Origin of the sequence: Phenylobacterium sp. VNQ135 (assembly GCF_049445735.1) — a bacterium.
GTDB lineage: Bacteria > Pseudomonadota > Alphaproteobacteria > Caulobacterales > Caulobacteraceae > Phenylobacterium.
Map to the genome: position 1 here is coordinate 38370 of NZ_JBMSDS010000005.1, position 26368 is coordinate 64737.

22 protein-coding genes are annotated in these 26368 nt (G+C 69.3%); 12 read left to right on the forward strand and 10 right to left on the reverse strand.

The features are described from left to right. Positions 1-87: 87 nt before the first annotated feature. From ACO2Q0_RS17855 to ACO2Q0_RS17870, 4 genes are all read left to right on the forward strand, one after another. Positions 88-1605 (forward strand): carboxylesterase/lipase family protein, encoded by a 1518-nt coding sequence (locus ACO2Q0_RS17855; RefSeq protein WP_423352884.1) that lies wholly within the window; start codon positions 88-90, stop codon positions 1603-1605. Next, positions 1595-2713 (forward strand): serine hydrolase domain-containing protein, encoded by a 1119-nt coding sequence (locus tag ACO2Q0_RS17860; RefSeq protein WP_423352885.1) that lies wholly within the window; start codon positions 1595-1597, stop codon positions 2711-2713. Before ACO2Q0_RS17855 ends, ACO2Q0_RS17860 begins: the two co-directional genes overlap by 11 nt. 125 nt (positions 2714-2838) lie before the next feature. Further along, entirely contained in the window at positions 2839-4614 is a 1776-nt protein-coding gene (gene sppA / locus ACO2Q0_RS17865; protein ID WP_423352886.1) for a signal peptide peptidase SppA, read from the forward strand. A 10-nt stretch (positions 4615-4624) separates the two neighbouring features. Further along, positions 4625-6115, forward strand: a complete 1491-nt coding sequence (locus ACO2Q0_RS17870) for a putative 2OG-Fe(II) oxygenase (protein WP_423352887.1) — start codon at positions 4625-4627, stop codon at positions 6113-6115. 121 nt (positions 6116-6236) lie between these two features. Here the strand turns inward: ACO2Q0_RS17870 and ACO2Q0_RS17875 are convergent, their stop codons facing one another. Then, positions 6237-9332 carry a TonB-dependent receptor plug domain-containing protein gene (locus ACO2Q0_RS17875; protein ID WP_423352888.1) on the reverse strand — a complete coding sequence of 1032 codons (3096 nt, stop codon included), beginning with the start codon at positions 9330-9332 and terminating at the stop codon, positions 6237-6239. 310 nt (positions 9333-9642) lie between these two features. Here ACO2Q0_RS17875 and ACO2Q0_RS17880 point away from each other — a divergent pair, with 310 nt between their 5' ends. Then, a complete protein-coding gene (locus ACO2Q0_RS17880; protein ID WP_423352889.1) occupies positions 9643-10173 on the forward strand; it encodes a hypothetical protein in 531 nt (176 codons plus the stop codon). Position 10174: 1 nt separating this feature from the next. Here ACO2Q0_RS17880 and ACO2Q0_RS17885 read toward each other — a convergent pair whose 3' ends face one another. The 3 genes from ACO2Q0_RS17885 to oppB are packed head-to-tail and all read right to left on the reverse strand — an operon-like array spanning position 10175 to position 13148. Beyond that, on the reverse strand, positions 10175-11344 hold the full coding sequence (locus ACO2Q0_RS17885) for an aspartyl/asparaginyl beta-hydroxylase domain-containing protein (protein WP_423352890.1): 1170 nt from the start codon (positions 11342-11344) through the stop codon (positions 10175-10177). Beyond that, entirely contained in the window at positions 11344-12228 is an 885-nt protein-coding gene (locus ACO2Q0_RS17890) for an ABC transporter permease subunit (RefSeq protein WP_423352891.1), read from the reverse strand. The genes ACO2Q0_RS17885 and ACO2Q0_RS17890 overlap by 1 nt, the downstream gene beginning before the upstream one ends. Beyond that, positions 12225-13148, reverse strand: coding sequence for an oligopeptide ABC transporter permease OppB (oppB, locus tag ACO2Q0_RS17895; protein WP_423352892.1), 924 nt, complete (start codon positions 13146-13148; stop codon positions 12225-12227). The genes ACO2Q0_RS17890 and oppB overlap by 4 nt, the downstream gene beginning before the upstream one ends. An 87-nt stretch (positions 13149-13235) precedes the next feature. Between oppB and ACO2Q0_RS17900 the strand changes: the two genes are divergently transcribed. Together ACO2Q0_RS17900 and ACO2Q0_RS17905 are read left to right on the forward strand one after the other, a co-directional pair. After that, the gene (locus tag ACO2Q0_RS17900; RefSeq protein ID WP_423352893.1) at positions 13236-13646 is read left to right on the forward strand and encodes a TIGR01244 family sulfur transferase; all 411 of its coding nucleotides are present in this window, start codon (positions 13236-13238) and stop codon (positions 13644-13646) included. Further along, positions 13643-14533 (forward strand): MBL fold metallo-hydrolase, encoded by an 891-nt coding sequence (locus ACO2Q0_RS17905; RefSeq protein WP_423352894.1) that lies wholly within the window; start codon positions 13643-13645, stop codon positions 14531-14533. Before ACO2Q0_RS17900 ends, ACO2Q0_RS17905 begins: the two co-directional genes overlap by 4 nt. Here ACO2Q0_RS17905 and ACO2Q0_RS17910 read toward each other — a convergent pair. The 3 genes from ACO2Q0_RS17910 to pdxH all read right to left on the reverse strand — a co-directional run bounded on the left by ACO2Q0_RS17910 (position 14530) and on the right by pdxH (position 18420). Beyond that, entirely contained in the window at positions 14530-16173 is a 1644-nt protein-coding gene (locus ACO2Q0_RS17910; RefSeq protein WP_423352895.1) for a long-chain-fatty-acid--CoA ligase, read from the reverse strand. The two genes, ACO2Q0_RS17905 and ACO2Q0_RS17910, sit on opposite strands and share 4 nt — an antisense overlap. An 84-nt stretch (positions 16174-16257) precedes the next feature. Then, on the reverse strand, positions 16258-17745 hold the full coding sequence (locus ACO2Q0_RS17915) for an AAA family ATPase (RefSeq protein ID WP_423352896.1): 1488 nt from the start codon (positions 17743-17745) through the stop codon (positions 16258-16260). Between the two features lie 9 nt (positions 17746-17754). Beyond that, positions 17755-18420, reverse strand: a complete 666-nt coding sequence (gene pdxH, locus ACO2Q0_RS17920) for a pyridoxamine 5'-phosphate oxidase (protein WP_423352897.1) — start codon at positions 18418-18420, stop codon at positions 17755-17757. Between the two features lie 78 nt (positions 18421-18498). Between pdxH and ACO2Q0_RS17925 the strand changes: the two genes are divergently transcribed. The 4 genes from ACO2Q0_RS17925 to ACO2Q0_RS17940 all read left to right on the forward strand — a co-directional run bounded on the left by ACO2Q0_RS17925 (position 18499) and on the right by ACO2Q0_RS17940 (position 21315). After that, entirely contained in the window at positions 18499-19200 is a 702-nt protein-coding gene (locus ACO2Q0_RS17925; protein ID WP_423352898.1) for a DnaJ C-terminal domain-containing protein, read from the forward strand. 55 nt (positions 19201-19255) lie between these two features. After that, entirely contained in the window at positions 19256-20365 is a 1110-nt protein-coding gene (aroC, locus tag ACO2Q0_RS17930; RefSeq protein WP_423352899.1) for a chorismate synthase, read from the forward strand. A 179-nt stretch (positions 20366-20544) separates the two neighbouring features. Then, positions 20545-21039: a response regulator gene (locus ACO2Q0_RS17935; protein WP_423352900.1), complete on the forward strand. Its 495-nt coding sequence runs from the start codon at positions 20545-20547 to the stop codon at positions 21037-21039. A 78-nt stretch (positions 21040-21117) separates the two neighbouring features. After that, a complete protein-coding gene (locus ACO2Q0_RS17940; protein ID WP_423352901.1) occupies positions 21118-21315 on the forward strand; it encodes an NF038104 family lipoprotein in 198 nt (65 codons plus the stop codon). Here ACO2Q0_RS17940 and ACO2Q0_RS17945 read toward each other — a convergent pair. From ACO2Q0_RS17945 to queC, 3 genes are read right to left on the reverse strand one after another with little or no spacing between them, the layout of a single operon-like run. Further along, positions 21312-21689, reverse strand: coding sequence for a 6-pyruvoyl trahydropterin synthase family protein (locus ACO2Q0_RS17945; RefSeq protein ID WP_423352902.1), 378 nt, complete (start codon positions 21687-21689; stop codon positions 21312-21314). The two genes, ACO2Q0_RS17940 and ACO2Q0_RS17945, sit on opposite strands and share 4 nt — an antisense overlap. 31 nt (positions 21690-21720) lie before the next feature. Beyond that, positions 21721-22353, reverse strand: a complete 633-nt coding sequence (gene queE, locus ACO2Q0_RS17950; protein WP_423352903.1) for a 7-carboxy-7-deazaguanine synthase — start codon at positions 22351-22353, stop codon at positions 21721-21723. Continuing rightward, positions 22350-23072 (reverse strand): 7-cyano-7-deazaguanine synthase QueC, encoded by a 723-nt coding sequence (queC, locus tag ACO2Q0_RS17955; protein WP_423352904.1) that lies wholly within the window; start codon positions 23070-23072, stop codon positions 22350-22352. Before queC ends, queE begins: the two co-directional genes overlap by 4 nt. Positions 23073-23327: 255 nt before the next feature. On the opposite strand from queC, the gene ACO2Q0_RS17960 reads away from it, so the two are divergent. After that, a complete protein-coding gene (locus ACO2Q0_RS17960; protein WP_423352905.1) occupies positions 23328-26174 on the forward strand; it encodes a TonB-dependent receptor in 2847 nt (948 codons plus the stop codon). Positions 26175-26368: the final 194 nt, after the last annotated feature.

Sequence of the window (26368 nt, forward strand, 5' to 3'; positions counted from 1 at the left end):
CGGAACGCGGGAGGAGAGATGGATCGACGCGCCGTTCTTGCGGCAGGAGCCGTCCTGGGCGCGGGGCTCGCCTCCCGCGGATGGGCCATGAGCGAGCCTGTGGTCGAGACGGCGCAGGGACGCGTACGCGGCCGGGCCGTGGATGGCGTGCTGGTGTTCAAGGGCCTGCGATACGGAGCCGACACCAGCGGCGCCGGCCGGTTCCTCCCGCCCCAACCGCCGCCGACCTGGAGCGGCGTACGCGACGCATTCAACTACGGCGACCAGTCCCCGCAGTACGCCAGCCGGCTGGCCGCGGCCACGCCGATGAGCGAGGACTGCCTGCGCATCAACATCTGGACCCCGGCCGCGGACCGCGGCAAGAGGCCGGTCCTGCTCTGGTTCCACGGCGGCGGCTTCGAAGCCGGCAGCGGCTCCAGCCCCCTCTACGACGGGACCAACATGGTGAAGCGCGGCGACGTCGTGCTTTGCACCATCAACCATCGCCTGAACGTCTTCGGCTTCTGCGATCTGTCCGGGCCGCTGGGCTCCGAGTTCGCCCAGTCGGGAAACTGCGGCTACCTCGATCTCGTGGCGGCCATGCGATGGGTCCGCGAGAACATCGAGCGCTTCGGCGGTGATCCCGGCAATGTGACGATCTACGGCCAGTCGGGCGGCGGTCGGAAGGTCAGCGTCTGCTTCGCCGGCCAGGAGGCCGCGGGGCTGTTCCACAGGGGGATCGTCCAGTCCGGCTCACACCTGCTCGTGCAGACACCCGAGCAGTCCGGCCGCCTCACCGAGGCGTTGCTGAAGACGCTGGAGATCGCGCGGAGCGACGCGCGCGCCTTGCAGAAGACGCCGGTCGACAAGCTGCAGGCGGCTCAGCGGGAGGTGATCGCCGCCGCCGGCTATCGGTTCGAACCCGTGATGGACGGGATCGCCTTCCGCCAGCATCCCTTCGTGCCCGACGCGCCGGCCCGCACCGCGCGCGTCCCCATGATGGTGGGCACGACCGAGACCGAGCTGTCGAACCAGCTCGGCCGCGACCCGACGGTCTATCAGCTGGACGACGCGGGCCTGCGCCGACGGCTGAAGACCTATCTGCCGGACGGCGACGTGGACGCCGCCGTGGAGGCCTTCCGCGCGAGCGCGCCCGCCGCCTCTCCGACCGAGCTGTTCTTCAAGATCACCTCGTGGCGCTCGTACATCCGCAACGCGACGCTGATGGCCGAGGCCCGCAGCCGGCTGAACGGCGCGGCCAATCCGACCTGGATGTATCAGGTGACCTGGCGCTCGCCGGCGGAGGGCGGACGGCGCTACAGCCAGCACACCCTCGACCTGCCGTTCATGTTCGACAACGTCGCCAGGGCGCCGAACCTGACCGGGCCGGAGACGCCCGCCACGCGCAGCATGGCCGACAGCATGGCCAACGCCTGGCTGGCGTTCGCACGGACCGGCGATCCGAACCATGGCGGCCTGCCGCGCTGGGCTCCCTACGACATGAAGAGCCGCAAGGTGATGCTGTTCGATGTCCCGCCCCGGCTGGTCGCCGACCCCTTCGCCGGCGAGCGGCGCTTCATGGAGCGCTACTCGCCCGTGCGTGCGACGGCCCGCGATGACAGCTGACCGCGGCCTCGCACTCGACCGCCGGCGCCTGCTGGGCGGCGGGATCGGCCTGCTCGCGGCCTCGCCAGCGCAGGCGCGGACCAGCGCCCGCGGCCCGGGCGCGGGGCCCTGGCGGCCGGCGCGGCCGGAGGACCATGGGCTGTCCGCCTCGGCGCTCGAGGCGGCCGCCGCGCGGATCGGCGCCACCGGCGAGCGGCAGGGGCTGGTCATCATCCGCCACGGCCGCCTCGTCTTCGAACGCTACTGGGAGACGCCCTACGCCCGAGCGACGCCGGAGTGGCGGAACGTCTCGTTCTCCGCCGGCAAGTCGTTCGGCGCCACGATGGTCGGGCGCGCCATCACCGAGGGCCTGCTGAAGCTGGACGACCTGGCCGCCCGGTATCACCCGCCCGAGCGGTCGGGCCTGAAGCCCGACGTGACCATCCGGCACATGCTGACCATGACCTCGGGCGGCACGCTCAACGTAAAGCCCAGCTCGGTCCCGCCGCGCCGCCTGGACGATCCTGGCCCGCCGGGTCCGGGCGTGGAATATGCTTGGCAGCCGCAAGGCGAACCGGGATCGCCGCCGGGCTATGGAATTTCGATCCCGCCGGGCCGGACCTTCTATTACGACGGCGCGGTGGCCGACCACCTGGCCGACGTGGTGGCCGCGGCCAGCGGCATGACCAGTCATCGCTACATGATGACCCATGTCGTCCGGCCCCTCGGCTGCGAGAGACTGATCTACCAGCCGGAAGGGATCGACAGGGCGGGCAACATCCGGCTCGGCGGCTCGATCCTGCTGTCGTGCCGCGACCTGGCCAGGCTGGGCCAGCTCTACCTCGACGGCGGCCGGTGGGGCGGGCGAACCCTTATCGACGCGGGCTATATCCGGGAGGCGACCTCGCCATCGCCGCTGAACCCCGCCTACGGGTTCCTGTGGTGGCTGAACGGCACGGGACGCGTGCCGAACGCGCCGCGCTCCATGTACATGGCCGCCGGCGCCCGGGGACAGTTCTGCTTCGTGCTGCCCGAGCAGGACGTGGTCGTCGCCACGATGGGCTTCGGCCGGGACGCGCTCACCGCGGAGCGGGCGTTCGACGCCCTCAATCCCGCCCTGCGGACGTAGGCGCCGGCGTCGGGGCCCGGACGAGGACCGGCGCGCCGCATCGGCGCCTTGGCCGCACGCTCCTCTTTGCGACGTCATGAATGTGTGCGACAGCCCCTCGGGCGTTCGAGATTTTCGGTGGCGGGATGAAGCAGTTCCTGATCACGGCGGCGGGCGTCTTCGCCGGGCTGATGATCTTCCTTGTGGGCGTGCCTTTCGTGCTGGTGTCCCTGGCGCTGGGCGCGGCCGGTCCCTCGGCGACGCCGGCGCGCACGGTGCTGGAGCTGGACCTCCGCGAGAACCTCACCGATCAGGCGCCGCAGAGCCCCCTCGCCGGCTTCGGCCGCACCTCCATGGCGGTGATGACCATCGTCGAGACCCTGCACCGGGCCGAGGACGACGACCGGATCAAGGGCCTTCTGGTGCGCCTGCCGGAAGGCGGCGTCGAACCCGCCATGGCCGACGAGCTGCGCCAGGCGCTGCTGCGTTTCCGGGCCAGCGGCAAGCCGGTGATCGCCCACAGCCAGGGCCTCTATCCCGGCGGCGTGGTCACCTCCACCTACATGCTGGGCGCGGCGACGGGGAACTACTGGATGCAGCCCGGAGCTTCGCTGCAGGCCACGGGCCTCGCCAGCGAGGACGTGTTCTTCAAGCGCTTCTTCGACAAGTACGGGGTCACGCCCCAGTACGAGCAGCGCCAGGAGTACAAGAACGCCGTCAACACCTTCACCCAGAGCGACTACACGCCCGCCCACCGTGAGGCGACGCTGTCCTGGATGACCTCGGTCTATGAGACCTCGCTGGCCGCGGCGGCCGGCGACCGCAAGCTGGACGCCGGCGCCCTGCGCTCATCGCTGGAAGCCGGTCCCTATCTGGCCGAGGACGCCCAGCGCCTGCGCCTGATTGACCGCGTGGGCCAGGTGCGCGAAGCGCGGCAGACGCTGCTGGACCGGGCGGGCGATGACGCCAAGACGGTGGACTTCCGCGACTACGCCCATGACGACGGCGGCCGCCGCGACAGGACAGGCGACGCCATCGCAGTGATCGAGGCCGAGGGCCCGATCGTCACAGGTCGCGACGAGGGCGCGAGCCCCTTCACCAGCAACGGCGCCATCTATTCGGACGACCTGGCCGACGCGATCCAGCGGGCGACCAAGGCCAAGAGCGTGAAGGCCATCGTGCTGCGGGTGAATTCGCCCGGAGGGTCCGACACCGCTTCGGAGCAGATCCTGGACGCGATCCGCGAGGCCAAGGCCAAGGGTAAGCCGGTGGTCGTGTCGATGGGCACCTACGCGGCCTCAGGCGGCTACTGGATCTCATCCGAGGCCTCGGCGATCGTGGCCCAGCCGTCGACGCTGACCGGATCGATCGGGGTGTTCGGCGGCAAGTTCGCGCTGGGCGAGGCCCTCGCGCGCTTCGGTGTCGACCTGCGCGAGACCAGCGTGGGCGGCCAGTACGCCGGCGCCTTCAGTGCGGGGCGTCCGTTCACGCCGGAGCAGCGGGCGGCGTTCGCCGCGTGGATGGACCGCATCTACGACAACTTCATCGCCCGGGTGTCCGCCGGCCGCCGGCTGCCGCCGGAACGGGTGCGCGAGATCGCGAAGGGGCGGGTCTGGACCGGCGCACAGGCGAAACAACTCGGCCTGGTGGACGAGCTGGGCGGCTTCTACCAGGCGGTCGACAAGGCCAAGGCGCTGGCGAAGCTCTCGGGCGACGTCCCGCTGCGCCGCATGACCCCGTCCGAGAGCCCCTTCGAGACGCTGGAGCGGGCGCTGGGCGTTTCGGCGGCGTCGGCCAAGACGCTGGCGGCGGCGGCCTGGGTGATGGGCGACCCGCGCGCCGAGGCGATCATCGAGCGGGCCGCCGAGGCGCGGCTGCGCGCCGAGGGCGCCACGGTCCTGGCCCCGGCGGCGCTGCACTAGGGCGGGGCCGGTGAACCCGCCGGACCATCGGCAGGCGTACGAGCTGCTGAAGCGTGGCGACGTCGACGGCGCGCTGCGATTCACCGCCGCGCTGACGGCCCTGCCCGCGCCCACGGCGGGCGCCTATGCCGCGCGCGCGGCCGTGCTGAAGGCTGCCGGGCGACCGCAGGAGGCGCTGAAGGTCAACCGCGAGGCTGTCCGCCGATATCCGGCCAGCGCCGCCACCTGGCACAACCTCGCCTCCACCCTCGGCGACCTCGGGCTGTACGAGGAGGCGGAAGTCACGGCGCGGCGCGCCATGGGCCTTGGCCTCGGCGCCGCCGAGACCCGGCTGGTCCTGGCCCGGGCGCTGCAGCAGCAGCATCGCTTCGACGAGGCGGAGGCCGCCTTCCGCGAGGCGCTGGCGATCCGGTCCGACTATCAGGACGCGCACACGGAACTCGCCCAGCTCATCTGGATGCGGACCCGCGACCGCACGGCGGCGCTGGCCATGCTGGAGGGCGGGGTCGCGGCGCATCCGGCGCATGCCGGGCTGCGCTATGCCCTTGCGGTGGCGCGGCAGTTCACCGGCGATCCGGCCGGCGCCCGCGCGGTGGTCGAAGGGGGACTGCACGGCGCAGCCTACGATCCGCTGCTGCTCGGCCTGGCCATCGACCTGTGCTGCGTAACCGACGATCCCGCCGGGGCTCTACGCTGGGCGAGCCTGGTCACCGGCCAGGACCCCTCCTCGCACGCCGCGCGCGCCCAGGCCCTGCTCGCCGCGGGACGTGGCGAGGCGGCCGCGCGCGAGGCGGCGGGGGCTGTGTCGAAGGCGCCCAACGACCAGTACGCGATCGCCCTGCTGGCCACCGCCTGGCGGCTGATCGGCGACGCCCGCTACCGCGAAGCCTACGACTACGACGGGCTGGTGGCGGCGTACGACATCGTAGACCCGGACACCGCCGATGGCGCGGCCGAGCTCGAGGCGCTGCGGGAGGCGCTGCGCCGGCTGCACCGGTTCAAGACCCACCCCTTCTCGCAATCGGTCCGCGAGGGCAGCCAGGCGATGCTGCAGCTCGACGGGCGCCACGAGCCGCCGATCGAGCGGCTGCTGCAGCGGCTGCGTGAGACGGTGACCCGGCGCATTCGCGAGGGCGCGGGGCGCTCAGGGCTCTTCTGGGGCCGCAACACGGGCGCGGCGGAGATGTCGGGGGCCTGGTCCATCCGACTGGGCGCCAGCGGCCATCACGCCGACCACATTCACCCGCGCGGATGGATCTCGTCGGCCTTCTACGTCTCGGTGCCCGAAGAGAGCCAGGACGCCGCCACGATGGCCGGCTGGATCAAGTTCGGCGAGCCGGGCGTGCGCACCCAGCCGAAGCTTGGCGCCGAGCATTTCGTGCAGCCCCGCCCGGGGCGGCTGGTGCTGTTTCCGTCCTACATGTGGCACGGCACCGTGCCCTACACCTCGGAGGCCGAACGGATGACCGTCGCCTTCGACGCCATGCCCGTCCTGGGCTGACCCCTCCTGATCGCAGGCCCCGGCGCCCGCCGTTCGCGGCGGTTCGCTTCGCCGTGCGGGCAAAGAAAAAGGGCGGCGGCCGAAGCCACCGCCCTCATCTTAGGCTTGGGTCTGCCCGGACTTAGAAGTCCGCGCGGACGCCCACGAACAGGTACCGGCCCAGAGCGTCGTAGGTCTGGGGATAGGTGTTGCCGTTGCAGGGGCCCGTCGGGCAGTTCGACTGGCTGACCAGCGGCGGCTCGTTGTCGAACACGTTGTTCACGCCGAAGCGGAAGGTCATGTTCTCGCGGACCGCCCAGGTGCCGGCGATGTCGAAGTAGTTCTTGTCCGTCAGCTTGTCGTCGCGGAACGTGTCGGTGAACGTGCCACCGACGAAGCGGTCCGACTTGACGCTGGAAACGTAGCGCCAGGTCGTCGACAGCTCGAAGTCCCACGGCGTGCGCCAGGTGGTGCGCAGCTTGTGGCGCCATTCCGGCATCGGGGCCGAGGCAGGAACGGCCGAACCGGTGCAGACGCCGCCGTAGTAGCCGGCGCAGTTGAAGGGCTCGTCACCCGGCAGGGTCGTGACCAGGTACTCGTCCAGCCAGCTGCCTTGGAAGTTGAACGACAGGCCGCCGTACTGGTCGAGGCTCGAGGTCATGCCGAAGTCGGCGAAGTCGAAGCGGTAGTTGGCTTCAACGTCGACGCCCTTCACTTCCAGACCACCCGTGTTGAAGGTGGTGTCGACGACATAGCCGTTCTGCGACAGCCACAGCGAGCCGGTGCCCGGCGCGCGGTTGATGAGGCCGCAGAAGAAGGAGTCGCCGGTGAGGGCGCAGCGCTCGAGCGTCACGTCCTGGCCGATCTGGCCGATCCGGTCCTTCAGCTTGATGTCGTACCAGTCGACCGACAGCGAGAAGCCCGGAACGAACGTCGGCGTGAACACGACGCCCAGCGAGTAGGTGTCCGAGGTTTCCGGCTCGAGGTTCGGGTTACCACCGGTCTGACCGTTGTACTGCTCGGCCGAGTTCGCGGCGATGAAGCCGTACTGAGCGGCCGTGACGCCCGTGCGGGCGCACTGCGCAGCCGTGTACTCGGGATCCGCGCCAGCGCAGGGATCGGTCGAGCCGTTCAGCACCACGTTCAGGGTCGAGAAGAGTTCGACCACGTTCGGGGCGCGGACGGCGCGGTTGTAGCCGGCCCGGATGCGGACATCGTCGCTGATCGCCCAGTCACCCGCGACCTTGTAGGTGTCGGTCGAGAAGCCGAGCGAGTAGTCCGACCAGCGGTAGCCGACTTCCGCCGACAGGTTCTGGAAGAACGGCTGGTCGGAGATCAGCGGGATGCGCGCTTCGCCGAACAGCTCGTAGACGTCGTAGCCGCCGTCCGACGGAAGCGTGGCGCCGCCTTGGCCGGCGAGGTCGCCGGTCTGGTAGGCCAGGTCGGTGTTGAAGTCGAGGTGCTCGCGGCGGTACTCGGTGCCGAGCGCGAAGCCGACGCCATCAGCCGCCCACGGCGTCTTCACGCCGTACTGGCCGAGGTCGCCGGTCAGCGAACCCGACACGACGGTCTGGGCGTATTCGCCGTTCGAGAAGCCCGGGGTCTGCAGGTAGTCGATCGACGCCTGCGAGGGGCCGGCCGTGCTGAAGATGTCGTACGGACGGCAGTTCGGGTCGACGTTGGTGCCGGCGAGGCTGGTCGCCGAGCGGCAGGCCGGCTGGCCGGACACCGGATCGATCACCACGTCCAGCGCGCGGGCCGAACGCACCAGCGAGAAGTCGTTGAAGTAGATGTTGCTGTAGACGACCACGCCGTGCTGAGCGAACACGTCGTAGGCGAAGCCGTTGTCCAGCGAGCCCCGCATGCCGATCACGCCGCGGTAGTCGGTGTGGCGGATGTCGGAGACGCGGCCGCCGCCTTCCATGTTCCGGCGGAACACGGCCACCGAGGCCTGACGGCCCGGGGTGGTCGGGTCGGCGTCGTCGTTCACGCCGATCGTGTTCGGGAAGTTATCGTCATCCGGCAGCTGGTCGATGGTGGGGGCGCAGAACGCCGTGACCATGTCGGCCGACAGGAACGGATTGCCTTCGCAATTGATGTTCATGTTCTGGCCGAAGATGCCCGAGGGGGCGATCTGGGCGGCCGTGTGGTCGTCCATGAACATCAGCTGGGTGTAGAGCTCGGCCTTTTCGCTGAACTCGTAGTTCGCGAAGGCGCCCAGCACGTACCGGGTGTCCGGACGCTGATAGTAGTTGTAGGGCGCGAAGTTGAAGGCGTCACGGCCCGAGGAGTAGTTCCGCAGACCACGGCCGCCCGTGGCCGTGGGGTTCAGCGTGAAGTCGCCGGGGCCGCCGCCGCCGCCCGGGATGAACCGCGCCGGAGCCGTGGTGCCCGAGCCCGAGCAGGTGAAGCCCGACGGATCGGTCGCCGAACGCGCGACCGTGCACGACGAGAAGTCGCGCAGGTTCTGGGTGACGCCCTGGACGTTCCGGTAGCCGGCGTAGGCCGTGACGTTGCCCTTGCCGTCCGGCGAATTGACGCCGACGACCAGGTTCAGGTCGGTCGTGCCGCCGTCCCAGACGTCCTTTTCGGGCAGCGCGAACGAGCCCGGGTTCAGAGCGCCGGCAGCCCGACGGCTGATCAGGTCCTGCATCCGGTCGTTGTTGTTGGTGTGCTGGTAACCCGAGTACTGCGCGTCGAGACGCACGCCCTCGAAGTTCTTCTGCATGATGAAGTTCACCACGCCGGCCACGGCGTCGGCGCCGTACACGGCCGAGGCGCCGCCGGTGACGACTTCAACGCGCTCGATGAGCGTCGCCGGGATGAAGTTCAGGTCGGGGGCGGTGTTGGTCGCGCCCGCGGCGGGGGTGCCGGGCTGAAGGCGGCGGCCGTCGATCAGGACCAGGGTCCGGCTGGCGCCGAGGCCGCGCAGGTCGACGGTGGCGGTGCCGGTGGCGCCGTTCGCGTAGGACGAGCCCTGGGCGGCGAACACCTGCGGCAGCTGGTTCACCAGGTCTTCCGACCGGGTGACGCCGCGGGTCACGACGTCCTGGGCGCCGACCACGGTCACCGGGCTGGCGCTGGTCAGGTTCGGCTGCGGAATGCGCGAGCCGGTGACCACGACTTCGGCGACTTCGCCTTCCTGCGCCATGGCCGAAGTGGCGGACAGGCCCACGAGGGCCGCGCCACAGATCATCGAAGACGCCAGAAGGCGTTCCCGCACGGACTTGAATTTCACGGTCTGGATCCTCCAGCGGATCTGCCGGAACGGCAGCCGCTCCCCACAAAAGAGATCGGTCCCGGGAACAGGTCTGCTCCCGGTTACGGCGGAGTTACGAGGCTTAGGGAAGTCCGGTCAACGCACATTAGCGGCCCGTAATGTTGCGGGCGCCAACCTGTCGCATTCTGGTCACAGATTGTGCGTCTGCGGCAGGTCGACGCACATTTGTTGCCGATCTTTGCCGCGGATCGGGCGCATTCGCGCGCCGGGCCCAGCCGCGGTAGAAGCGCTCACGACCCCGGAATCATCGCTGAAGGAGCGACCTGAGATGACCCGCCCCCGCGCCGCCCTCCTCGTCGCCGCCGCCGCAACCTTGGCGGCCGCGCCAGCGCTGGCCCAGCCCAAGATGGAAGGCCGCGCCGCTCTCGTGCAGCGGCTTTCCGACTGCCGCAAGCTCACGGACGACAGCGCCCGCCTCGCCTGCTTCGACCAGGCGACCGCAGCGCTGGAACAGGCCGAGGCCAAGGGCGACATCGTGGTGGTGGATCGCGAGCAGGCGCGCACCGTGCGCCGTCAGGCGTTCGGCTTCAGCCTGCCGTCGCTCTCGATGTTCGAGCGCGGCGAGGAAAAGGAAGAGGTCGACAACGTCACCGGCAAGATCGCCTCCGCGCGCCAGGACGGGACCGGCAAGTGGGTGCTGCGCCTGGAGGATGGGGCCGTGTGGCAGCAGGTCGACGTGACCGAGCTGTCGCTCTATCCCAAGGCCGGGCAGTCGGTGACCGTCCGCAAGGCCACCCTCGGCAGCTTCCTCGCCAGCGTCGAAGGCCGCCGCGCCTTCCGCGTGCGCCGCGTCGAGTAGCTCAGGTCTCGTAGAACCGGTTGCGCGCCGTCATCAGCGACTTGATCAGCTCGCGCTCGCCGGCTTCCAGGAACGGGTTCCAGACATCGAAGATGAGGATGACCCGGAGCTGGTCCGAGTCGTTCCAGGCCTCGTGCTCGATGGTGTCGTCGAACACCCAGGCCTCGCCCATCCGCCACTCGCGCGTCTCGTTGCCCACCCGGAAGCGGGCCGGGCCGGGCAGGATGAGCGGCAGGTGCGTCAGCAGCCGGGTGTTGGTCGAACCGGTATGGGCCGGGATGTGCGTCCGGGCGTCGAGCGCCGAAAACATCGCCGTGGGCGCGAACTCGGGCTGATGCGCCATCGGCAGGCGCTCCAGCAGGGCGGCAGTACGGGGACAGCGGGCGCAGACCGCATCCTGCCGCTCGCCATCCTTCCAGAGGAACAGGGAGCTCCAGCGGCGGGAGTGGTTGAGCTCCTCCCACTGGTTGACCGGCACGTCCTTGGGGAAGGCGATGTAGGGCGTGAAGTCCTGCATGTCGGTGAGGACGGCCTGCAACTCCTCGACGATGATCGGCGTGGCGGCCTCCAGTTCGGGCAGCCACGGGAAGAGCTCGCGCGGATAGAACGGGATGGCCGGCAGGCGCGGATAGTGCAGCAGCAGCGGCTCGTGCTGATAGGCGCGCTTGCGGCCGGCATAGATGCCGATGGCCTCGTCGGCGCGGCGGACAGCCATTTCGGAGCCCGCGGCGTCGACCGAGCCCACCTGCTCGCGCAGGTAGGCTTCCATCGCCTCCTGCGTCTTGGCCACGACTTCGCGTGCGCGGGCGACGGGCGCCTTCAGCGGCGGGGGAAGCTGGGCCTCCTCCGGGGCGAGCTTCAGGGCGTTCTGATAGACGCGGGCGGCGACCTTCTCGCCCGAGACCTTCTCCACCAGCGCGCCCTTCGAGAGAAGCGCCAGGAAATTGTAGGGGTCGAGCGCCAGGGCGTCGTCCAGCGCCCGGATCGCATCGGCGAAGGCACCTGACATCCTGAGCGCCAGCGCCCGCTGCATCTTGATCTGCGGGTCGTAGGGGGACGCGCGCTCGGCCGCGCCGATGGCGGCAAGCGCCCCGGCGGTGTCGCCGCGCCGCAGCGCCGCAGCCGCGTCGGCCAGGAGCTGCTCGGGCGAGGTCTGGAGGCCGGCGGTCATCACCTGTCCTTCGGATCAATGGCGTCGCGCAGGCCGTCGCCGATGAAGTTGAATCCCATCAGCGTGACGACCATCACGATCGAAGGGAATACCAGCAGCCAGGGGGCCAATTCCATGTCCGACGCGCCGCCTGCGATCAAAGAGCCCAGCGAGGCCATCGGCGGCTGCACGCCCAGGCCCAGGAAGCTCAGGAAGCTCTCGGCCAGGATCACCGCCGGAATGGTCAGGGTGACGTAGACGACCACCGGCCCCAGCAGGTTCGGCACGATATGGCGCGCGACCACGCCGGCGGGCCCCAGGCCGGCGGCGCGAGCGGCCTCGACGAATTCCTTGTGCTTCAGCGTCAGGGTCTGTCCGCGCACGATGCGGCTCATGGTCAGCCATTCGACGGCGCCGATGGCCACGAAGATCAGCACGATGTTCGAGCCGAAAGCGACCATCAGCAGGATCACGAAGAAGATGAAGGGCAGCGAATAGAGCACGTCGACGATGCGCATCATCGTCTCGTCGATGCGGCCGCCGGCGTAGCCCGCCGCCGCGCCCCAGGCGACGCCGATCAGCAGCGAGACCATGGTCGCCACGAACCCGATGGCGAGCGAAACGCGAAGGCCCATCAGCAGCCGGGCCAGCAGGTCGCGCCCCAGCGCGTCGGTGCCCAGCAGGTGGCCGTTGGTGAGCGGCGGCGACCACACATCCTGCTTGTCCACCGCATCATAGGCATAGGGGGTCAGGTGCGGCCCGACGATCGCCGCCAGCGCCAGCAAGGCCAGCACCACCATGCCCGCCACCGCGGCGCGATTGCGCATCAGCCGCCGCCGGGCGTCGTCCCAGAGGCTGCGGCCCTTCAGGGCGGCGACGTCCATCGCGGCGGCGCGCGAGTTCATGCGAGCCTCACGCGCGGATCCAGCGCCGCATAGAGCAGGTCGGCGATCAGGTTCAGGAGTAGGATCAGGGCGGCGTAGAAGATCACCATGCCCATGACGACGGTGTAGTCTCGCTGGAGCGCGCTGATGACGAAGAACTTCCCGAGGCCCGGCAGGTTGAAGATCTTCTCCACCACCAACGAGCCGGTGATCAGGCCAGCGGAGGCCGGGCCCAGGTAGCTGATCAACGGCAGGATGGCGGCGCGCAGCGCATGCCGCCCGACGATGCGGTGTTCCGGCAGGCCCTTCGCCCGGGCGGTACGGATGTAGTTCGAGTGCAGGACCTCGATCATACCCGCCCGCGTCAGCCGCGAGATGATCGCGATCTGCGGCAGGGCCAGCACCACGACCGGCAACACCATGTTGGCGAGCGCCCCGTCGTTCCACCCCGCGGTCGGCAGCCATCCGAGATGCGAGGCGATCACCAGCACCAGCAGGGGCGCGGTGACGAAGGTGGGGATGCAGACGCCGAGGATGGCGACGGCCATGACGAGGTTGTCGACGTTCCCGTTCTGGCGCAGCGCGGCGATGATCCCAAGGCTGACGCCCACCACCGCGGCGATGCCGATCGCCGAGAGGCCGAGCTTCAGCGAAACCGGATAGTTCTCCCTGAGGATGTCGAGCACCGTCTTGTCGCGGTACTTCAGCGAGGGGCCGAGATCGCCGCGGACCACGCCCGCCAGATAGTCGACGTACTGCTGGCCCAGCGGCTTGTTCATGCCGTAGGCCTCGCGGACGTTGCGCTCGATCTCGGGCGAGAGCTTGCGGTCCATGTCGAACGGACTGCCCGGCGCCGCGCGCATCATGAAGAAGGCCGCGGTGACCACCAGGAAGAGCGTCGGGACTGCGACCAGCAGGCGGCGGCCGATGAAGCGGAACATGGTCGACCTTGCGGGCGGGACATTGCGAAACTTCCACCCGCCCCCGATGATGTCAACGAAGGGCCACCACCAGTTCCGAGAGCGCAGATGTCCGACTTCCGACGCGTCACCGATGACTTCACCACGGCGCCGCAGATCAGCGTCGAGGATGTGGAGGAAGCCGCCCGGCAGGGCTTCCGCACGATCATCAACAACCGCCCTGACGACGAGCAGCCCGGCCAGCCCTCGAGCCGCGAGATCGAGGCCGCGGCCCGCGCGGCGGGCATCGCCTATTTCCACATCCCCGTCGTCGGCGGCCCCACCCCGCAGCAGGTGGAGACCACCCAGCGCATCCTCGAGGACGCCGCCAGGCCGGTGCTGGCCTTCTGCCGCTCGGGCACGCGATCCATCGTCACATGGTCGCTGAGCCAGGCCGCTTCGGGCGCGAAGCCGCGGGACGAGCTGGTGCGGCTGGGCCGTGACGCCGGCTACGACCTCTCCGGCGTGCTCGGCGGATGATCCCCTACGTCCGGGACATTCAGTTCGAGTACGGGCGCTGCGATCAGGTTTCGCCCCTGATCCGGCGGGTGATCGCCAACAACCCGAGCCCGTTCACCTACGTCGGCACGGGCACCTATATCGTCGGGCGCGGCGAGGTGGCGGTGATCGACCCGGGGCCGGACGACCCGGCGCACCTGGCCGCGATCCTGGATGCCGTCGCCGGCGAGACCGTCAGCCAGATCCTGATCACCCACCATCACTCGGACCACTCGCCGCTGGCCCGGCCCCTGCAGGCGGCGACCGGGGCGACGATCGTCGGCTGCGCCGTGACCGAGCCTTCCACGGACGACCAGGACCTCGCCCGCGGTCCGACGATGGAGGCCGATCACGACGAGGCCTTCCGCCCGGACGTCAGCGTCTGCGGCGGCGGCGAGGTCGCCGGCGCCGGGTGGACGTTCGAGGCCATCCCGACGCCGGGCCACACCTCGAACCACATCTGCTATGCGCTGAAGGAGGAGAACTGCCTGTTCTCCGGCGACCACATCATGGGCTGGTCGACCACGGTGATCACGCCGCCGGACGGCGACATGACGGCCTACCTGAAGAGCCTGGACCTGATCCGTTCGCGGGGCTTCGACACGCTTTGGCCGACGCACGGGCCGCCGATCCGCGACGTCGGCGCCTTCATCGACGCCTACAAGGCCCACCGGCAGGAGCGGATCGATCAGATCCTAGACGCCCTCGAGGCGGGGTCAGGGAGCATCGGCGAACTCGTGCCGCGGCTCTACGCCGACGTCGACCCGCGGCTGTGGCCGGCCGCGTCGCGCTCCATGCTGGCGGCGATGATCCACCTGGAGCGCGAGGGCCGGGTGCGGAACGAGAGCGGGATCTACCGCCTGGCCTAGGCGCCGACGGGCTGGGCGGTCGGCAGGACGTAGTCCTTCATCCGCTCGCGGATCAGCTTCTTGTCGATCTTCCCGGTGGCCCCCAGCGGGATCTCGTCGACGAAGACCACGTCGTCGGGCATCCACCACTTGGCGATCTTGCCTTCCAGGAAGGACAGGAAGTCCTGCTTGGCGGCCTGTTCGCCGTCCTTGAGCTTCACCACCAGGACCGGCCGCTCGTCCCACTTGGGGTGGGCCGCGCCGATGACGGCGCAGATGGCGGCCTTCGGATGGCCGACGGCGATGTTCTCGATCTCGATGGAGGAGATCCACTCGCCGCCCGACTTGATGACGTCCTTGGCGCGGTCGGTGATCTGCATGTAGCCGTGCTCGTCGATGGTGGCGACGTCTCCCGTGTCGAAGAAGCCTTCGCCGTCCAGCACCTCGCCGCCGTCGCCCTTGAAGTACTGGCCGACCACGAACGGGCCTTTCACCATCAGCTTGCCGAACGTCACGCCGTCGTGCGGCAGGCGCCGACCTTCATCGTCCACCAGCTTCATCTGCATGGCGACGGGCGGGCGGCCCTGCTTCAGCTTGTATCGGATCTGCTCCTCCGCCGGCAGCTCGGCGGTCGCGGCGTTCATCGAGGAGACGGTGCCCAGCGGGGACATCTCGGTCATGCCCCAGCCGTGCATGACGTCGACCCCGAACTCGTCGCGGAAACCGCGGACGATGGCTTCCGGCACGGCCGAGCCGCCGATCATCACGCGCTTGAGCGTCGTGACCTTCCCCTTGGTCTCGCGCAGGTGGGCGAGCAGCATCTGCCACACGGTCGGCACGGCGGCCGAGAACGTCACGCCCTCGGTCTCGATGAGCTCGTGGACCGAGGCGCCGTCCAGCTTGGCGCCCGGCATCACCATCTTCGCGCCCACCGCTGGACACGAGAACGCCAGGCCCCAGGCGTTGGCGTGGAACATCGGCACCACCGGCAGCACCACGTCCTTGGCCGACAGGCACAGAACGTCGACGCTCATGGTCACGAGCGTGTGCAGGAAGTTCGAGCGGTGGGTGTAGAGCACGCCCTTCGGATTGCCGGTCGTGCCCGAGGTGTAGCAGAGGCCGGCCGGGGTGTTCTCGTCGAAGCCGCCCCAGACCGCGTCGGCCGAGTTCTGCTCGACCAGATCCTCGAAGCAGAGGGCGCCCGGCAGGTCGACGCCCTTCATGCCCTCGCGGTCGGTCATGATCACGACGTGCTTCACCGTCGGCATGTTCGCCCGTTGCTGGGCGATCACCGGCACGAAGCTGAGGTCGGTGAAGAGGACCTTATCCTCGGCATGGTTGATGATGTAGCAGAGCTGCTCGACGAAAAGCCGCGGGTTCAGGGTGTGGCAGATGGCGCCCATGCCCATCACCGCGTACCAGGCCTCGATGTGGCGGCCGGTGTTCCAGGCCAGCGTCGCGACCCGGTCGCCCGGCTGCACCCCCAGGCCCTTGAGCGCATTGGTCAGGCGCCGGGCGCGCTCATGCACCCGGCCATAGGTGGTCCGGACGATCGGGCCTTCCACCGAACGGCTGACGATCTCGCGGTCGCTGTGCCAATCACGGGCATGGTCGATGATCCTGTCGACCGTCAGCGGCCAATTCTGCATCAGCCCAAGCATCTGCGCGCCTCTCCCAACTGAACGCTTGTTAGTTGGGACTAGGCTTAGAGAGGCGCTCGCGTTTAGGCAACGCGAGTCAGCGACTTAGCGCCCGCGCCCGGCGCTCCAGGCCTGCGCCGCGGCCTGCGCCGAGCCGGAGGTGTCGACGTGCGCCCAAAGGATGTCGGGATCGAGCGCCTGCGCCTGTCCGCGCAGCACGTCGACGGTGGCGTCCGAGGCGTCGCCGGTGCGCCCCGCCACCCGGGCCTCGAGAACCTCGAGCGGCGCTTCCAGCCAGACGCCTTCGAAGGGAACGCCGCACTCGGCGGCCAGCGCCTCGGCGCGCAGGCGCATCTCGGGCGCGGTGAAGGTGGCGTCCAGCACCACCGAGCGGCCCGCCCGCAGCAGGTCTCCCGCGTTGGCGAACAGCGTGTCGTAGGTCTGGAGGTGGAGGTCGGGCGTGTAGGCCTCCCGCGAGACGCCCTGGGTGGGGGCGACGCCCAGGATCCGTTTGCGGATCTCGTCGGTGCGCAGCACCACCGCGCCGGGCGACGCGCCGAGCGCCGGCGCCGCGGCGCGTGCGAACGTCGACTTGCCCGAGCCCGACAGGCCGCCTACGGCGAGCAGCGAGGCGGACTGCGGCGCCAGGTGGGCGATAGCCGCCTCGACGTAGGCGCGGGCGACGTCCGCCCGTCCGCTGTGCGCCTCGACGTGGGCGCGGACGCCGGCGCGCACCGCCAGCATCAGCGGCAGCGTCGCAAGGCCGCCCCAGATGGCCTCGCCGAACGTGCGGGCCGCCTCGTCCATATAGGCCGACAGCACGCGGACCGCGGCGTCGCGCCGGCCGCGGAAGTCGAGATCCATCAGCAGGAAGGCGAGGTCGTAGAGAACGTCGAGGTCCGACAGCAGGTCATTGAACTCGATGCAGTCGAAGAGGACGGGCCGGCCGGCCTCCATGAGGATGTTGCCGAGGTGCAGGTCGCCGTGGCAGCGCCGCGAGAACCCGGACGCCGTCCGCGCGGCCAGCAGCGGCCGCTGGCGCTCCAGCTCGGCGTCGGTGAGCGCGATCATGTGCTCGACGCGGCCCGGGTCCAGGCCTTCGCAGGTCTCGCGGAGCAGCTGGGCGTTCGAGCCGACGGTGAAGGCGATGGCCGAGAGACCGCCCTCGGGCCGCAGCGGGGCGGCCACATGGAAGCCGGCGATGGCCCGGCCGAGCGCCTCGGCGAGTTCGCCGTTCACCGCCTCCGGCTTGGCGGCCAGCACCTCCCGCTCGTCGAAGCGACGCATCTCCAGGACGTACTCGACCGCCTCGCCCCGCCCCTCCAGCGCGAGGGCGCCGTCGGCTTCGCGGGTGATCGGGCGAACCGCCCGGTAGATGTCGGGCGCCGCCGTGCGGTTGAACTCCAGCTCGCGTTCCAGCGCCCAGAGCCGGCGGGCGGCGGTCGAGAAGTCGGCGTAGCCCAGGTCGACGTGGCGCTTGATCTTCCAGGCGGTCTCGTCGGCCAGGAAGACGTGGGCGCAGGCGGTGTCGATCTGACGCGGGGCGCGGGCCTTCAGGAAGGCGACGATCTCGGCCTCGGACGCGGAACTCATGCTCGGCCCTTAAGGGAACAGCCTGGTCGTGGTCCAGCCGGCTCCGGCGCGCGCGAAAACGAGCCGTTCGTGCAGGCGGAACGGCCGGTCGCGCCAGAACTCGATGGTCTCGGGAGCCACGCGGAAGCCCGACCAGTGCGGCGGGCGCGGCACCTTTCCTAGGCCGAAGCGCAAGCCGGCCTCGGCGATCTTCTTCTCCAGCGCCAGGCGGTCGGTCAGCGGCCGCGACTGGTCCGACGCCCAGGCGCCGAGCTGGGCCGGACGGGCGCGGGTGGCGAAATAGGCGTCCGCCTCCTCGGGCGTCACGGGGGAGACCGTCCCGCGCACGCGCACCTGGCGGCGCAGCGACTTCCAGTGGAACAGCAGGGCGGCCTTCGGCTGCATCGCCAGTTGCCGGCCCTTGGCGCTCTCGAGGTTCGTGTAGAAGACAAAGCCCGTCTCATCGACGTCCTTCAGCAACACCATCCGCACATCCGGGAGGCCGGACTCGTCGACGGTGGCGAGCGCCATGGCGTTGGCGTCATTGGGCTCCTTCGCGCCGGCTTCCTGCAGCCAGATGCGGAACAGCGCGAAGGGATCGGTCTCGCTCAAGAGCGGCGGCGGCTCGGCCGCGGTCACCTGGCGGACGTAGTCGTCCTCGGAGGGCGACGGCGGGATCAGGGTCTTGTCGGTCACCGGCCCGATATACGCGCAGCGTTCGCGGCCTGCGAGATTTAACCGGGCCTTTAACCCTGCCGGGCGAGGGTTCGGTCGATGGCACGGGCCCGCTCCGAGATGACGCTCAAGACGGCGCGCGAGGTGCTGGGCGTGAGTTCGCTCTCCACCCCGGCCGAGGTCCGCGCCGCCTTTCGCGAGGCCGCCAAGCGCGCGCATCCCGATGGCGGCGGCAGCGACGGCGCTTTCCGCCAGGTGGTCGAGGCCTATCGCCGGCTCCGCAATCCGATCCTCGACGACGGCCTGGCTCCGCCGCCCGCGCGTCGCCCTGCGGCGCCGACAGCGGACCCTCGATTGACGATCACTCCGGTGACGGCACTGCTGGGCGGGGTCGTCGAGCACCGGCTTGCCGACGGCCGGACCCTGCGCATCACCCTCCCGGCCGGCCTCCGCTGCGGCGACAAGGTTCGGGCCGGCGAAGTCATGCTGGAACTCTACGTGAAGGCCGACGCGGGCGTGCTGGTCCGAGGGCACGATCTCTGGATGACGGCCCACCTGTCGCCCGCCACCCTGAGGAAGGGCGGCCGGATCAGCATGGACACGCCTCTGGGCAAGCGGATCGTGTGGGTCACCCGGAAGGCCGCCGAACGCGGCCTCGTACGCCTGGAAGGCCAGGGCCTGCCGGCCCGCGGCAAGCATCCGAAGGGCCATCTCTTCATCCGCCTCGCCCCGTCGTCGAGCGCGATGGACAGCGCCGCCGTGTCGCTGCTCCGCCGCTTCGCCGCCGCATGGGCGGCCTAGGGCGACGCGGGCCGGTTTGGAGATGCGGCGCAGGCTGGGCTAGAGACGGCCGGACATGTCGCACAACACCTTCGGCCATCTCTTCCGCGTGACAACCTGGGGCGAGAGCCACGGGCCCGCCCTGGGCTGCGTGGTCGACGGCTGCCCGCCGGGCGTGCCGCTGACCGAGGCGGACATCCAGCCCTGGCTGGACCGACGCCGGCCGGGCCAGGGCAAGTTCGTCACGCAGCGTCAGGAGCCGGACGCCGTCCGCATCCTGTCGGGGGTGTTCCAGGACGACAGAACCGCCGGACAGGTGACCACGGGCACGCCGATCTCGCTGATGATCGAGAACGTCGACCAGCGCTCGAAGGACTATTCCGAGATCGCCCAGGCGTTTCGGCCGGGCCACGCCGACTATGCCTATTTCGCCAAGTACGGCGTGCGGGACTATCGCGGGGGCGGTCGGCAATCGGCCCGCGAGACGGCGGCGCGCGTGGCGGCCGGCGCGATCGCGCGCAAGATCCTGCCCGACGTCGTGATCCGGGGCGCCGTGGTGCAGATTGGCCCGCATGCGGTGGACCCGGAGCGGATCGACTTCGGCGCCACCGGGGACAACCCGTTCTGGGCGCCCGATCCGGAGATCGTCCCGGTGTGGGAAGAGCACCTGGAAGCGGTGCGCAAGTCCGGCTCTTCGACGGGCGCGGTGGTCGTCGTGGAGGCGGTTGGCGTGCCAGCGGGCTGGGGCGCGCCCCTGTACGGCAAGCTGGACGCCGAGCTTGCCGCGGCGCTTATGTCGATCAACGCCGCGAAGGGCGTGGAGATCGGCGCGGGCTTCGCTTCGGCGGCGCTGTCGGGCGAGGAGAACGCCGACGAGATGCGCATGGGGAACGACGGCCCGGTCTTCCTCTCCAACAAGGCCGGCGGCGTGCTGGGCGGCATTTCCACCGGACAGGCCGTGACGGCCCGCGTCGCCTTCAAGCCCACGTCGTCGATCCTGAGCCTGCGCAGGTCCATCAACGAGGCCGGCGAGGAAATCGAGCTTCGCACCAAGGGCCGTCACGACCCCTGCGTGGGCATCCGCGCCGTCCCCGTGGTCGAGGCGATGACCGCGTGCGTGCTGGCCGACGCCTTCCTCCGCCACCGCGCGCAGACGGGCGGCGCGGTTCATATGCCGGGACGATAGGTCGCCTACCCGACGGACACCCAGTAGTAATACGTCAATAAGCTACTGAACTCAGCAGCTTAGCCATCGTCGCGCGGCTGCAACGCCATTGACCCGGATAACACGCGTACCTATTCAGCGCGCTCCGCCTTAACCTTGAGTTCTGGGGCGGCCGTCTGAAGAAAGATGTCGGGCCACCCTTGCGGTACGACCTGCTCAAAGTCCTGCTCGTCGACGACAACCACCACATGCGGGTGCTGTTGGCCGAGATCCTGCGAGCGCTTGGCGTGAAGGAGATCTACGAGGCGAACGACGGGGCCGAGGGCCTCCAGATGATGCGCAACCATGCGATCGACATCGTCATGACGGACCTGTCGATGCAGCCATTGGACGGCATCGACTTCGTCCGGCTCCTCCGGAACTCGCCCGACAGTCCCAACCAGCTCGCGCCCGTGATCATGATCACCGGCCATTCCACTTTCGCCCGGGTGAACGAGGCGCGGGACGCCGGGGTGAACGAGTTCCTGGCCAAGCCGCTCACCGCCCGCGGCGTCGTCGAACGGATCCATCAGGTCGTCGAGCACGCGCGGCCCTTCGTGCGGACCGGCGACTATTTCGGCCCAGACCGCCGCCGTCGCGCCGACCCCGAGTTCAACGGGCCATGGCGGCGCGCGACCGACTCCAAGAAGACCTAAGGCGATAGGTCGCAGGCCCTCGGCCTCAATCCCGACCGCGGTCCACGCCAAATAGGGCGCTCAACTCCGGAGCCCTGCATGACCGCGTCCATCCTCCTCCGCCTCGCCGCCGTGGGCGGCGCAGGCCTGATGCTTTCCGGCTGCCTGGCCGTCGCGGCCACGAAGACGGCCGTCGGCGTCACCGGCGCGGTGGTCGGAACGGGCGTGAAGGCGACCGGCGCCGTCGTCGGCGCGGTGATCCCCGGGGGCGGGGACAAGGACGAGGACGAGAACTAGGCCGGCACCGCCATCGCGCAGCTCTCGCCGATCGTCGGTCGCGAGACCACGATGCGCGAGAGCCCGGGGAACTGCGGCTTCAGCCGCTCGGCGAAATAGAGGCAGAGGTGCTCGAGCGTCGGCCGCTCCAGTCCCGGCTTCTCATTGAGCAGGCCGTGGTCGAGCTCGGCCGCGACGCCCTTCAGCGCGCCATCGAGGTCGGCGAGGTCCGCCACCCAGCCCACCGGCTCCTGCGCCTGACCGCGCACCGTCGCCTCCACCTTGAACGAGTGACCGTGCAGGCGCGAGTACGGCCGGTGCTGCGGACCGTCCTCCAAATAGTGGGCCGCGTCGAAGGTGGCGGCCTTGGTGATCTCGAAGACTGGCTGGCTCATCTAGGTCATGTCTGGTCGCCGGGCGGACGCCCTACGCGATGCCAAGATATTTGTGGGTCTGGACGCTTAAACGCCAGCGGGGGTGCGCGAGGCAATAGGCGATGGCCGCCTGTGTGTTCGCGACGCGGTCAGGACCGTCCATGGGCTGGAGCAGGAAACGCTCGAAATCCAGGTGCTCGAAACGCTCGGGCATGGCCTTGGCCTGTGGGAAGACCAGCTTCAGTTCCTGGCCACGGGTCTGGACCACGGGCGCATCGGCCTTCGGGCTGACGCAGATCCAGTCGATACCCTCAGGAACCGGCAGCGTGCCGTTGGTTTCGAGCGCGATCGAAAAGCCCCGCGCATGAAGCGCGTCGATCAGGGCCGCGTCCACCTGCAGCAGCGGCTCGCCCCCGGTCAGAACCACGAGACGGTCCTCGGCGCCGCCGGTCCATTCGGCCTCCACGGCGATCGCCAGGGCCTCGGCGTCGGCGAAGCGCCCGCCGCCCGTCCCGTCCATGCCCACGAAGTCGGTGTCGCAGAAGGTGCAGACGGCCTTCTCCCGGTCCTCCTCGCGGCCGGACCAGAGATTGCAGCCGGCGAAACGGCAGAACACCGCCGGCCGACCGGCCTGCCCCCCCTCGCCCTGAAGGGTGAGGAAGATCTCCTTCACCGCATAGCTCATGCGACCAGCTCGGGACGGCCTCCCGCCGCCCACGCGTCCCACCCCTTGGCGCGCAGCTCGCAGGCCGGACAGGTCCCGCAGCCGTGCCCCCAGGCGTGCAGCTCGCCGCGCTCGCCGCGGTAACAGGTATGGCTCTCTTCCACGACCACCGAGACGAGCGCCTCGCCGCCGAGTTGCTTGGCCAGCGCCCAAGTCTCGGCCTTGGTGAGCCGCATCAGCGGCGTCTCGATGCGGAAGTCCTGCGCCATGCCGAGGTTCAGCGCCCGCGCCATGGCGTCGATGGCCTCGCGCCGGCAGTCCGGATAGCCGGAGTAGTCCGTCTCGCACATGCCGCCGACGAGCACGGGCACGCCCCGACGGTCGGCCAGCGCGGCGGCATAGGTCAGGAAGACGAGATTGCGGCCCGGCACGTAGGTGTTCGGCAGGCCCTTGCCGGTGATCTCGAAGGCGCGCTCCTCGGTCATGGCGGTGCCGCCGATGGCGCCGAAGCCTCGCATGTCCAGCATGTGGTCGTCGCCCAGGCGTTTCGCCCACCGGGGAAACTCGGCGGCGATCCGAGCGCGGACAACCTGACGCGCCTGAAGCTCCACGGCGTGGCGCTGGCCGTAGTCGAAGCCCACCGTCTCGACGCGCGAATAGCGGTCGAGGGCCCAGGCCAGGCAAACGGTGGAGTCCTGGCCGCCCGAGAACAGGACGAGAGCCGCGGAGGCGTCGGTCATCGGCCCCATATGGGCCGGAAGGGCCGCGAGGGGAAGCGACGTTACGGAAGCTCTGTTGTCGCCGGCGCCACAGCGGGTGCCCAACCCACATGTTTCAGACCGGACACCCCAACGGCGTTCGTTGACACCAGCGTCATCCAGCGCGAGCCTCACAGCCAAGTCGCCGGGGGATACGCCGCACTCCCGACGACACGTCTTCTGCGGCGGACTGGCGACGAGGGCCGAAAAGAGCCCGAGCCTCTGGGAGGAAAACTGATGAAGACTGCAAGCCTTCGCGGCGTGCTGGCTGCTGGCGTGTCGTTCGGCGTGATCTGCGCCTTCGCCACACAGGCCTCGGCTCAGACGACCGGCGGAAACGTCATCGAAGAACTGGTCGTCACGGCTCAGCGCCAGGCTGAAGCGCTGCAGGACGTGCCCATCGCCGTCTCCGCCTTCGACCAGAACGCCCTGGAGAAGTCCAAGATCGACGGCGGCCCGAACCTCGTCCTGGCCGTGCCGAACGTGAACTTCTCCAAGGGGAACTTCACCGGCTACAACTTCCAGATCCGCGGCATCGGCTCGAAGCTGGTCGCCGCCTCGGGCGACGCCGGCACCGGCATCCACCTCAACAACAGCCCGCTGATCGCCAACAACCTGTTCGAGACCGAGTTCTACGACATGGAGCGCGTCGAAGTGCTCCGCGGTCCGCAAGGCACCCTCTACGGACGCAACGCCACCGGCGGGGTGGTCAACCTGATCACCGCCAAGCCCGTCGACACGTTCCAGGCCAATGCGCGGGCGGAATACGGCAACTACGACTCGATCAAGCTCCGGGGCATGATCAACATGCCGCTGGGCGACATCTTCGCCGTGCGGCTGGCCGGCAACTACCTGAAGCGCGACGGCTACGGGACGAACCTGGCCACGGGCAACGACGCGGACGACCGCGACCTGTGGGGCGGCCGGGCGACCATCTCGTTCAATCCGACCGAGCGCTTCCGCGCCTGGCTCCTGCTCGACCACTTCGAGGAGCACGACAACCGCTCGCGCATCGGCAAGCAGCTCTGCACCAAGGACCTGGGCCCGGCGAGCATCGGGGCGCCCTACTCCGCCATTCCGCCCATCGCCCAGATCCAGCGCGGCCTGTTCAGCCAGGGGTGCCTGCCCACCTCGCTCTACGATCCCAGCGCCCTCGGCACGGTGAACTCGCAGGCGACTCTCGGCGGCCTGTTCGCCGCCCTCGGCGGCTTCCAGACCGGCGACGCCTATGCCGGCAAGATGCAGACGGCGGACGTGCGCGACATCGAGTCCCTGTTCGACCCGATCTACAAAGCCAAGACCGACATCTACCAGTTCAATGCCGAGTTCGACGTGACCGACCAGCTGACGCTGAGCTGGCTCTCGGCCTACAGCTTCAACAAGCTGTACACGCGGCAGGACTACAATCGCTACCTGCCGTCCTCAACGTTCAACACCACTCCGAACCCGGTGAACGCCTTCGCCGCCGCGCCCATTCCCGGCGGCTACGGCGCGATCTACAGCCTGCTGTTCCCGGGCGGGGTGATCAACGATCCGCAGAACGGACCGCAGAACCGCTTCACCACGAGCGATATCTCCTCGGGCTATTCCGAGCAGTGGAGCCACGAAGTGCGGCTGCAATCCGATTTCGACGGCCCCCTCAACTTCAGCGTCGGGGGGCTGATCACCAAGTACGACACGACCGGCGACTACTACGTGATGTTCAACACGGGCACCGGTTACGTCCAGATCCAGAACCTGCTCAACACCGGCAATCCGAACTGCGTCAGCGGCGCGGGCTGCATCGCGGTCGATCCGGGCGCCGACCCCACCCGGCTCGGCCACAACTACTACGACAGCTACGGCCCCTACCGGCTGATGTCGTACGCCGCCTTCGGCGAGCTCTACTGGCAGATGACCGATACCTTCAAATGGACGCTCGGCCTGCGCTACACCGTCGACGACAAGCGCGTGCTGGCCCACACCGTCTCGCTCGCCGTGCCGGGGGCCGGGCCCATCCCGCGGGCCCTGCAGGAGGTGAAGTTCAAGGAGCCGACGGGGCGCATCGGCTTCGACTGGAAGCCCGACCTGGCCTTCAGCGACGACACGCTGGTCTACGCCTTCTACTCGCGCGGCTATAAGGGCGGCGGCCTGAACCCGCCGTTCAGCCCCGGCGTCGGGGTGGTGCCGGTCTCCGAGACCTTCGAGCCCGAGTTCATCAACGCCTACGAGATCGGCACGAAGAACACCTTCGCGGGCGGCACGCTGCAGGCCAACCTGACCGGCTTCTACTACGACTACAAAGGCTATCAGGTCTCGAAGATCATCAACCGCACCTCGATCAACGAGAACATCGACGCCAAGGTGATGGGCGCGGAATTCGAGGGCATCTGGCAGCCGATCGAGGGCCTGCGGTTCAACACCGCGATCGGCTACCTCGACACCGAGATCAAGAACGGGACGTCGATCGACACCTTCAACCGCACGCAGGGCAATCCGAACCTGGTGCTGGTGAAGTCGAGCGCGGCGTCGAACTGCGTGGTCTCGCGGGCCACCGCCCTCGCCGCCCTGGCCGCCTCCGCCAGCAACCCGTTCAACCTGCTGGGCCTCTGCACGCCGGCCTCGAACGCCGGCGCGGGAACCAACATCGGCGGCACGGGTGCGATCGCGGCGGGCACCAACGTCTTCGGCCTCGCGGGCATCCCCGGGGTGGACGGCCTGGTGTCGGAGGGCGTGCCGGTCGACCTCGACGGCAACAAGCTGCCCAATGCGCCCAAGTGGACGCTGTCGCTGGGCGCCCAGTACACGATGAACTTCGGCGACTGGGAAGCGACCCTGCGGGGCGACTACTACAAGCAGACCAAGACGTTCGCGCGGATCTACAACTCCGACGCGGACCGCATCAGAAGCTGGGAAAACGTCAACCTGACGCTGACCGTGGCCAATCCGGACATGGGTGTCGAAGTGGGGGCGTTCATAAAGAACGCCACGAACGAGACGGCGGTCACCGACTTCTACCTGACCGACGACAGCTCGGGCCTCTTCCGCAACGTGTTCTACACCGAGCCGCGGACCTACGGGATCTGGGTTTCGAAGTCGTTCTGACGACCGGCGCATATGGCCTGCGAGGGCGGCGGAGCGATCCGCCGCCCTCTTCTTTTGAGCGACAGGTATGGCGCTTCGTCGAGCGCCGTTCACTTTTGTGCAGCCGATTTGAAAGTGCGGTACTTGCGCAACAGCCGGCAAAAAGCCGCGCTTAGGTTATCACCGATGAGTTGACGCCCGCCGCCGGCGAGCCT

Bases quoted from the DNA above. Each gene is read 5' to 3' on its own strand.
- ACO2Q0_RS17910 (WP_423352895.1), bottom strand. From the start codon at position 16,173: ATGCTTGGGCTGATGCAGAATTGGCCGCTGACGGTCGACAGGATCATC.
- ACO2Q0_RS17905 (WP_423352894.1), top strand. From the start codon at position 13,643: ATGATCCCCTACGTCCGGGACATTCAGTTCGAGTACGGGCGCTGCGAT.
- ACO2Q0_RS17890 (WP_423352891.1), bottom strand. From the start codon at position 12,228: ATGAACTCGCGCGCCGCCGCGATGGACGTCGCCGCCCTGAAGGGCCGC.
- ACO2Q0_RS17925 (WP_423352898.1), top strand. From the start codon at position 18,499: ATGGCACGGGCCCGCTCCGAGATGACGCTCAAGACGGCGCGCGAGGTG.
- ACO2Q0_RS17945 (WP_423352902.1), bottom strand. From the start codon at position 21,689: ATGAGCCAGCCAGTCTTCGAGATCACCAAGGCCGCCACCTTCGACGCG.
- ACO2Q0_RS17940 (WP_423352901.1), top strand. From the start codon at position 21,118: ATGACCGCGTCCATCCTCCTCCGCCTCGCCGCCGTGGGCGGCGCAGGC.
- ACO2Q0_RS17880 (WP_423352889.1), top strand. From the start codon at position 9,643: ATGACCCGCCCCCGCGCCGCCCTCCTCGTCGCCGCCGCCGCAACCTTG.
- queE (WP_423352903.1), bottom strand. From the start codon at position 22,353: ATGAGCTATGCGGTGAAGGAGATCTTCCTCACCCTTCAGGGCGAGGGG.
- queC (WP_423352904.1), bottom strand. From the start codon at position 23,072: ATGACCGACGCCTCCGCGGCTCTCGTCCTGTTCTCGGGCGGCCAGGAC.
- oppB (WP_423352892.1), bottom strand. From the start codon at position 13,148: ATGTTCCGCTTCATCGGCCGCCGCCTGCTGGTCGCAGTCCCGACGCTC.
- sppA (WP_423352886.1), top strand. From the start codon at position 2,839: ATGAAGCAGTTCCTGATCACGGCGGCGGGCGTCTTCGCCGGGCTGATG.
- ACO2Q0_RS17885 (WP_423352890.1), bottom strand. From the start codon at position 11,344: ATGACCGCCGGCCTCCAGACCTCGCCCGAGCAGCTCCTGGCCGACGCG.
- ACO2Q0_RS17900 (WP_423352893.1), top strand. From the start codon at position 13,236: ATGTCCGACTTCCGACGCGTCACCGATGACTTCACCACGGCGCCGCAG.
- ACO2Q0_RS17915 (WP_423352896.1), bottom strand. From the start codon at position 17,745: ATGAGTTCCGCGTCCGAGGCCGAGATCGTCGCCTTCCTGAAGGCCCGC.
- ACO2Q0_RS17960 (WP_423352905.1), top strand. From the start codon at position 23,328: ATGAAGACTGCAAGCCTTCGCGGCGTGCTGGCTGCTGGCGTGTCGTTC.
- aroC (WP_423352899.1), top strand. From the start codon at position 19,256: ATGTCGCACAACACCTTCGGCCATCTCTTCCGCGTGACAACCTGGGGC.
- ACO2Q0_RS17860 (WP_423352885.1), top strand. From the start codon at position 1,595: ATGACAGCTGACCGCGGCCTCGCACTCGACCGCCGGCGCCTGCTGGGC.
- ACO2Q0_RS17855 (WP_423352884.1), top strand. From the start codon at position 88: ATGAGCGAGCCTGTGGTCGAGACGGCGCAGGGACGCGTACGCGGCCGG.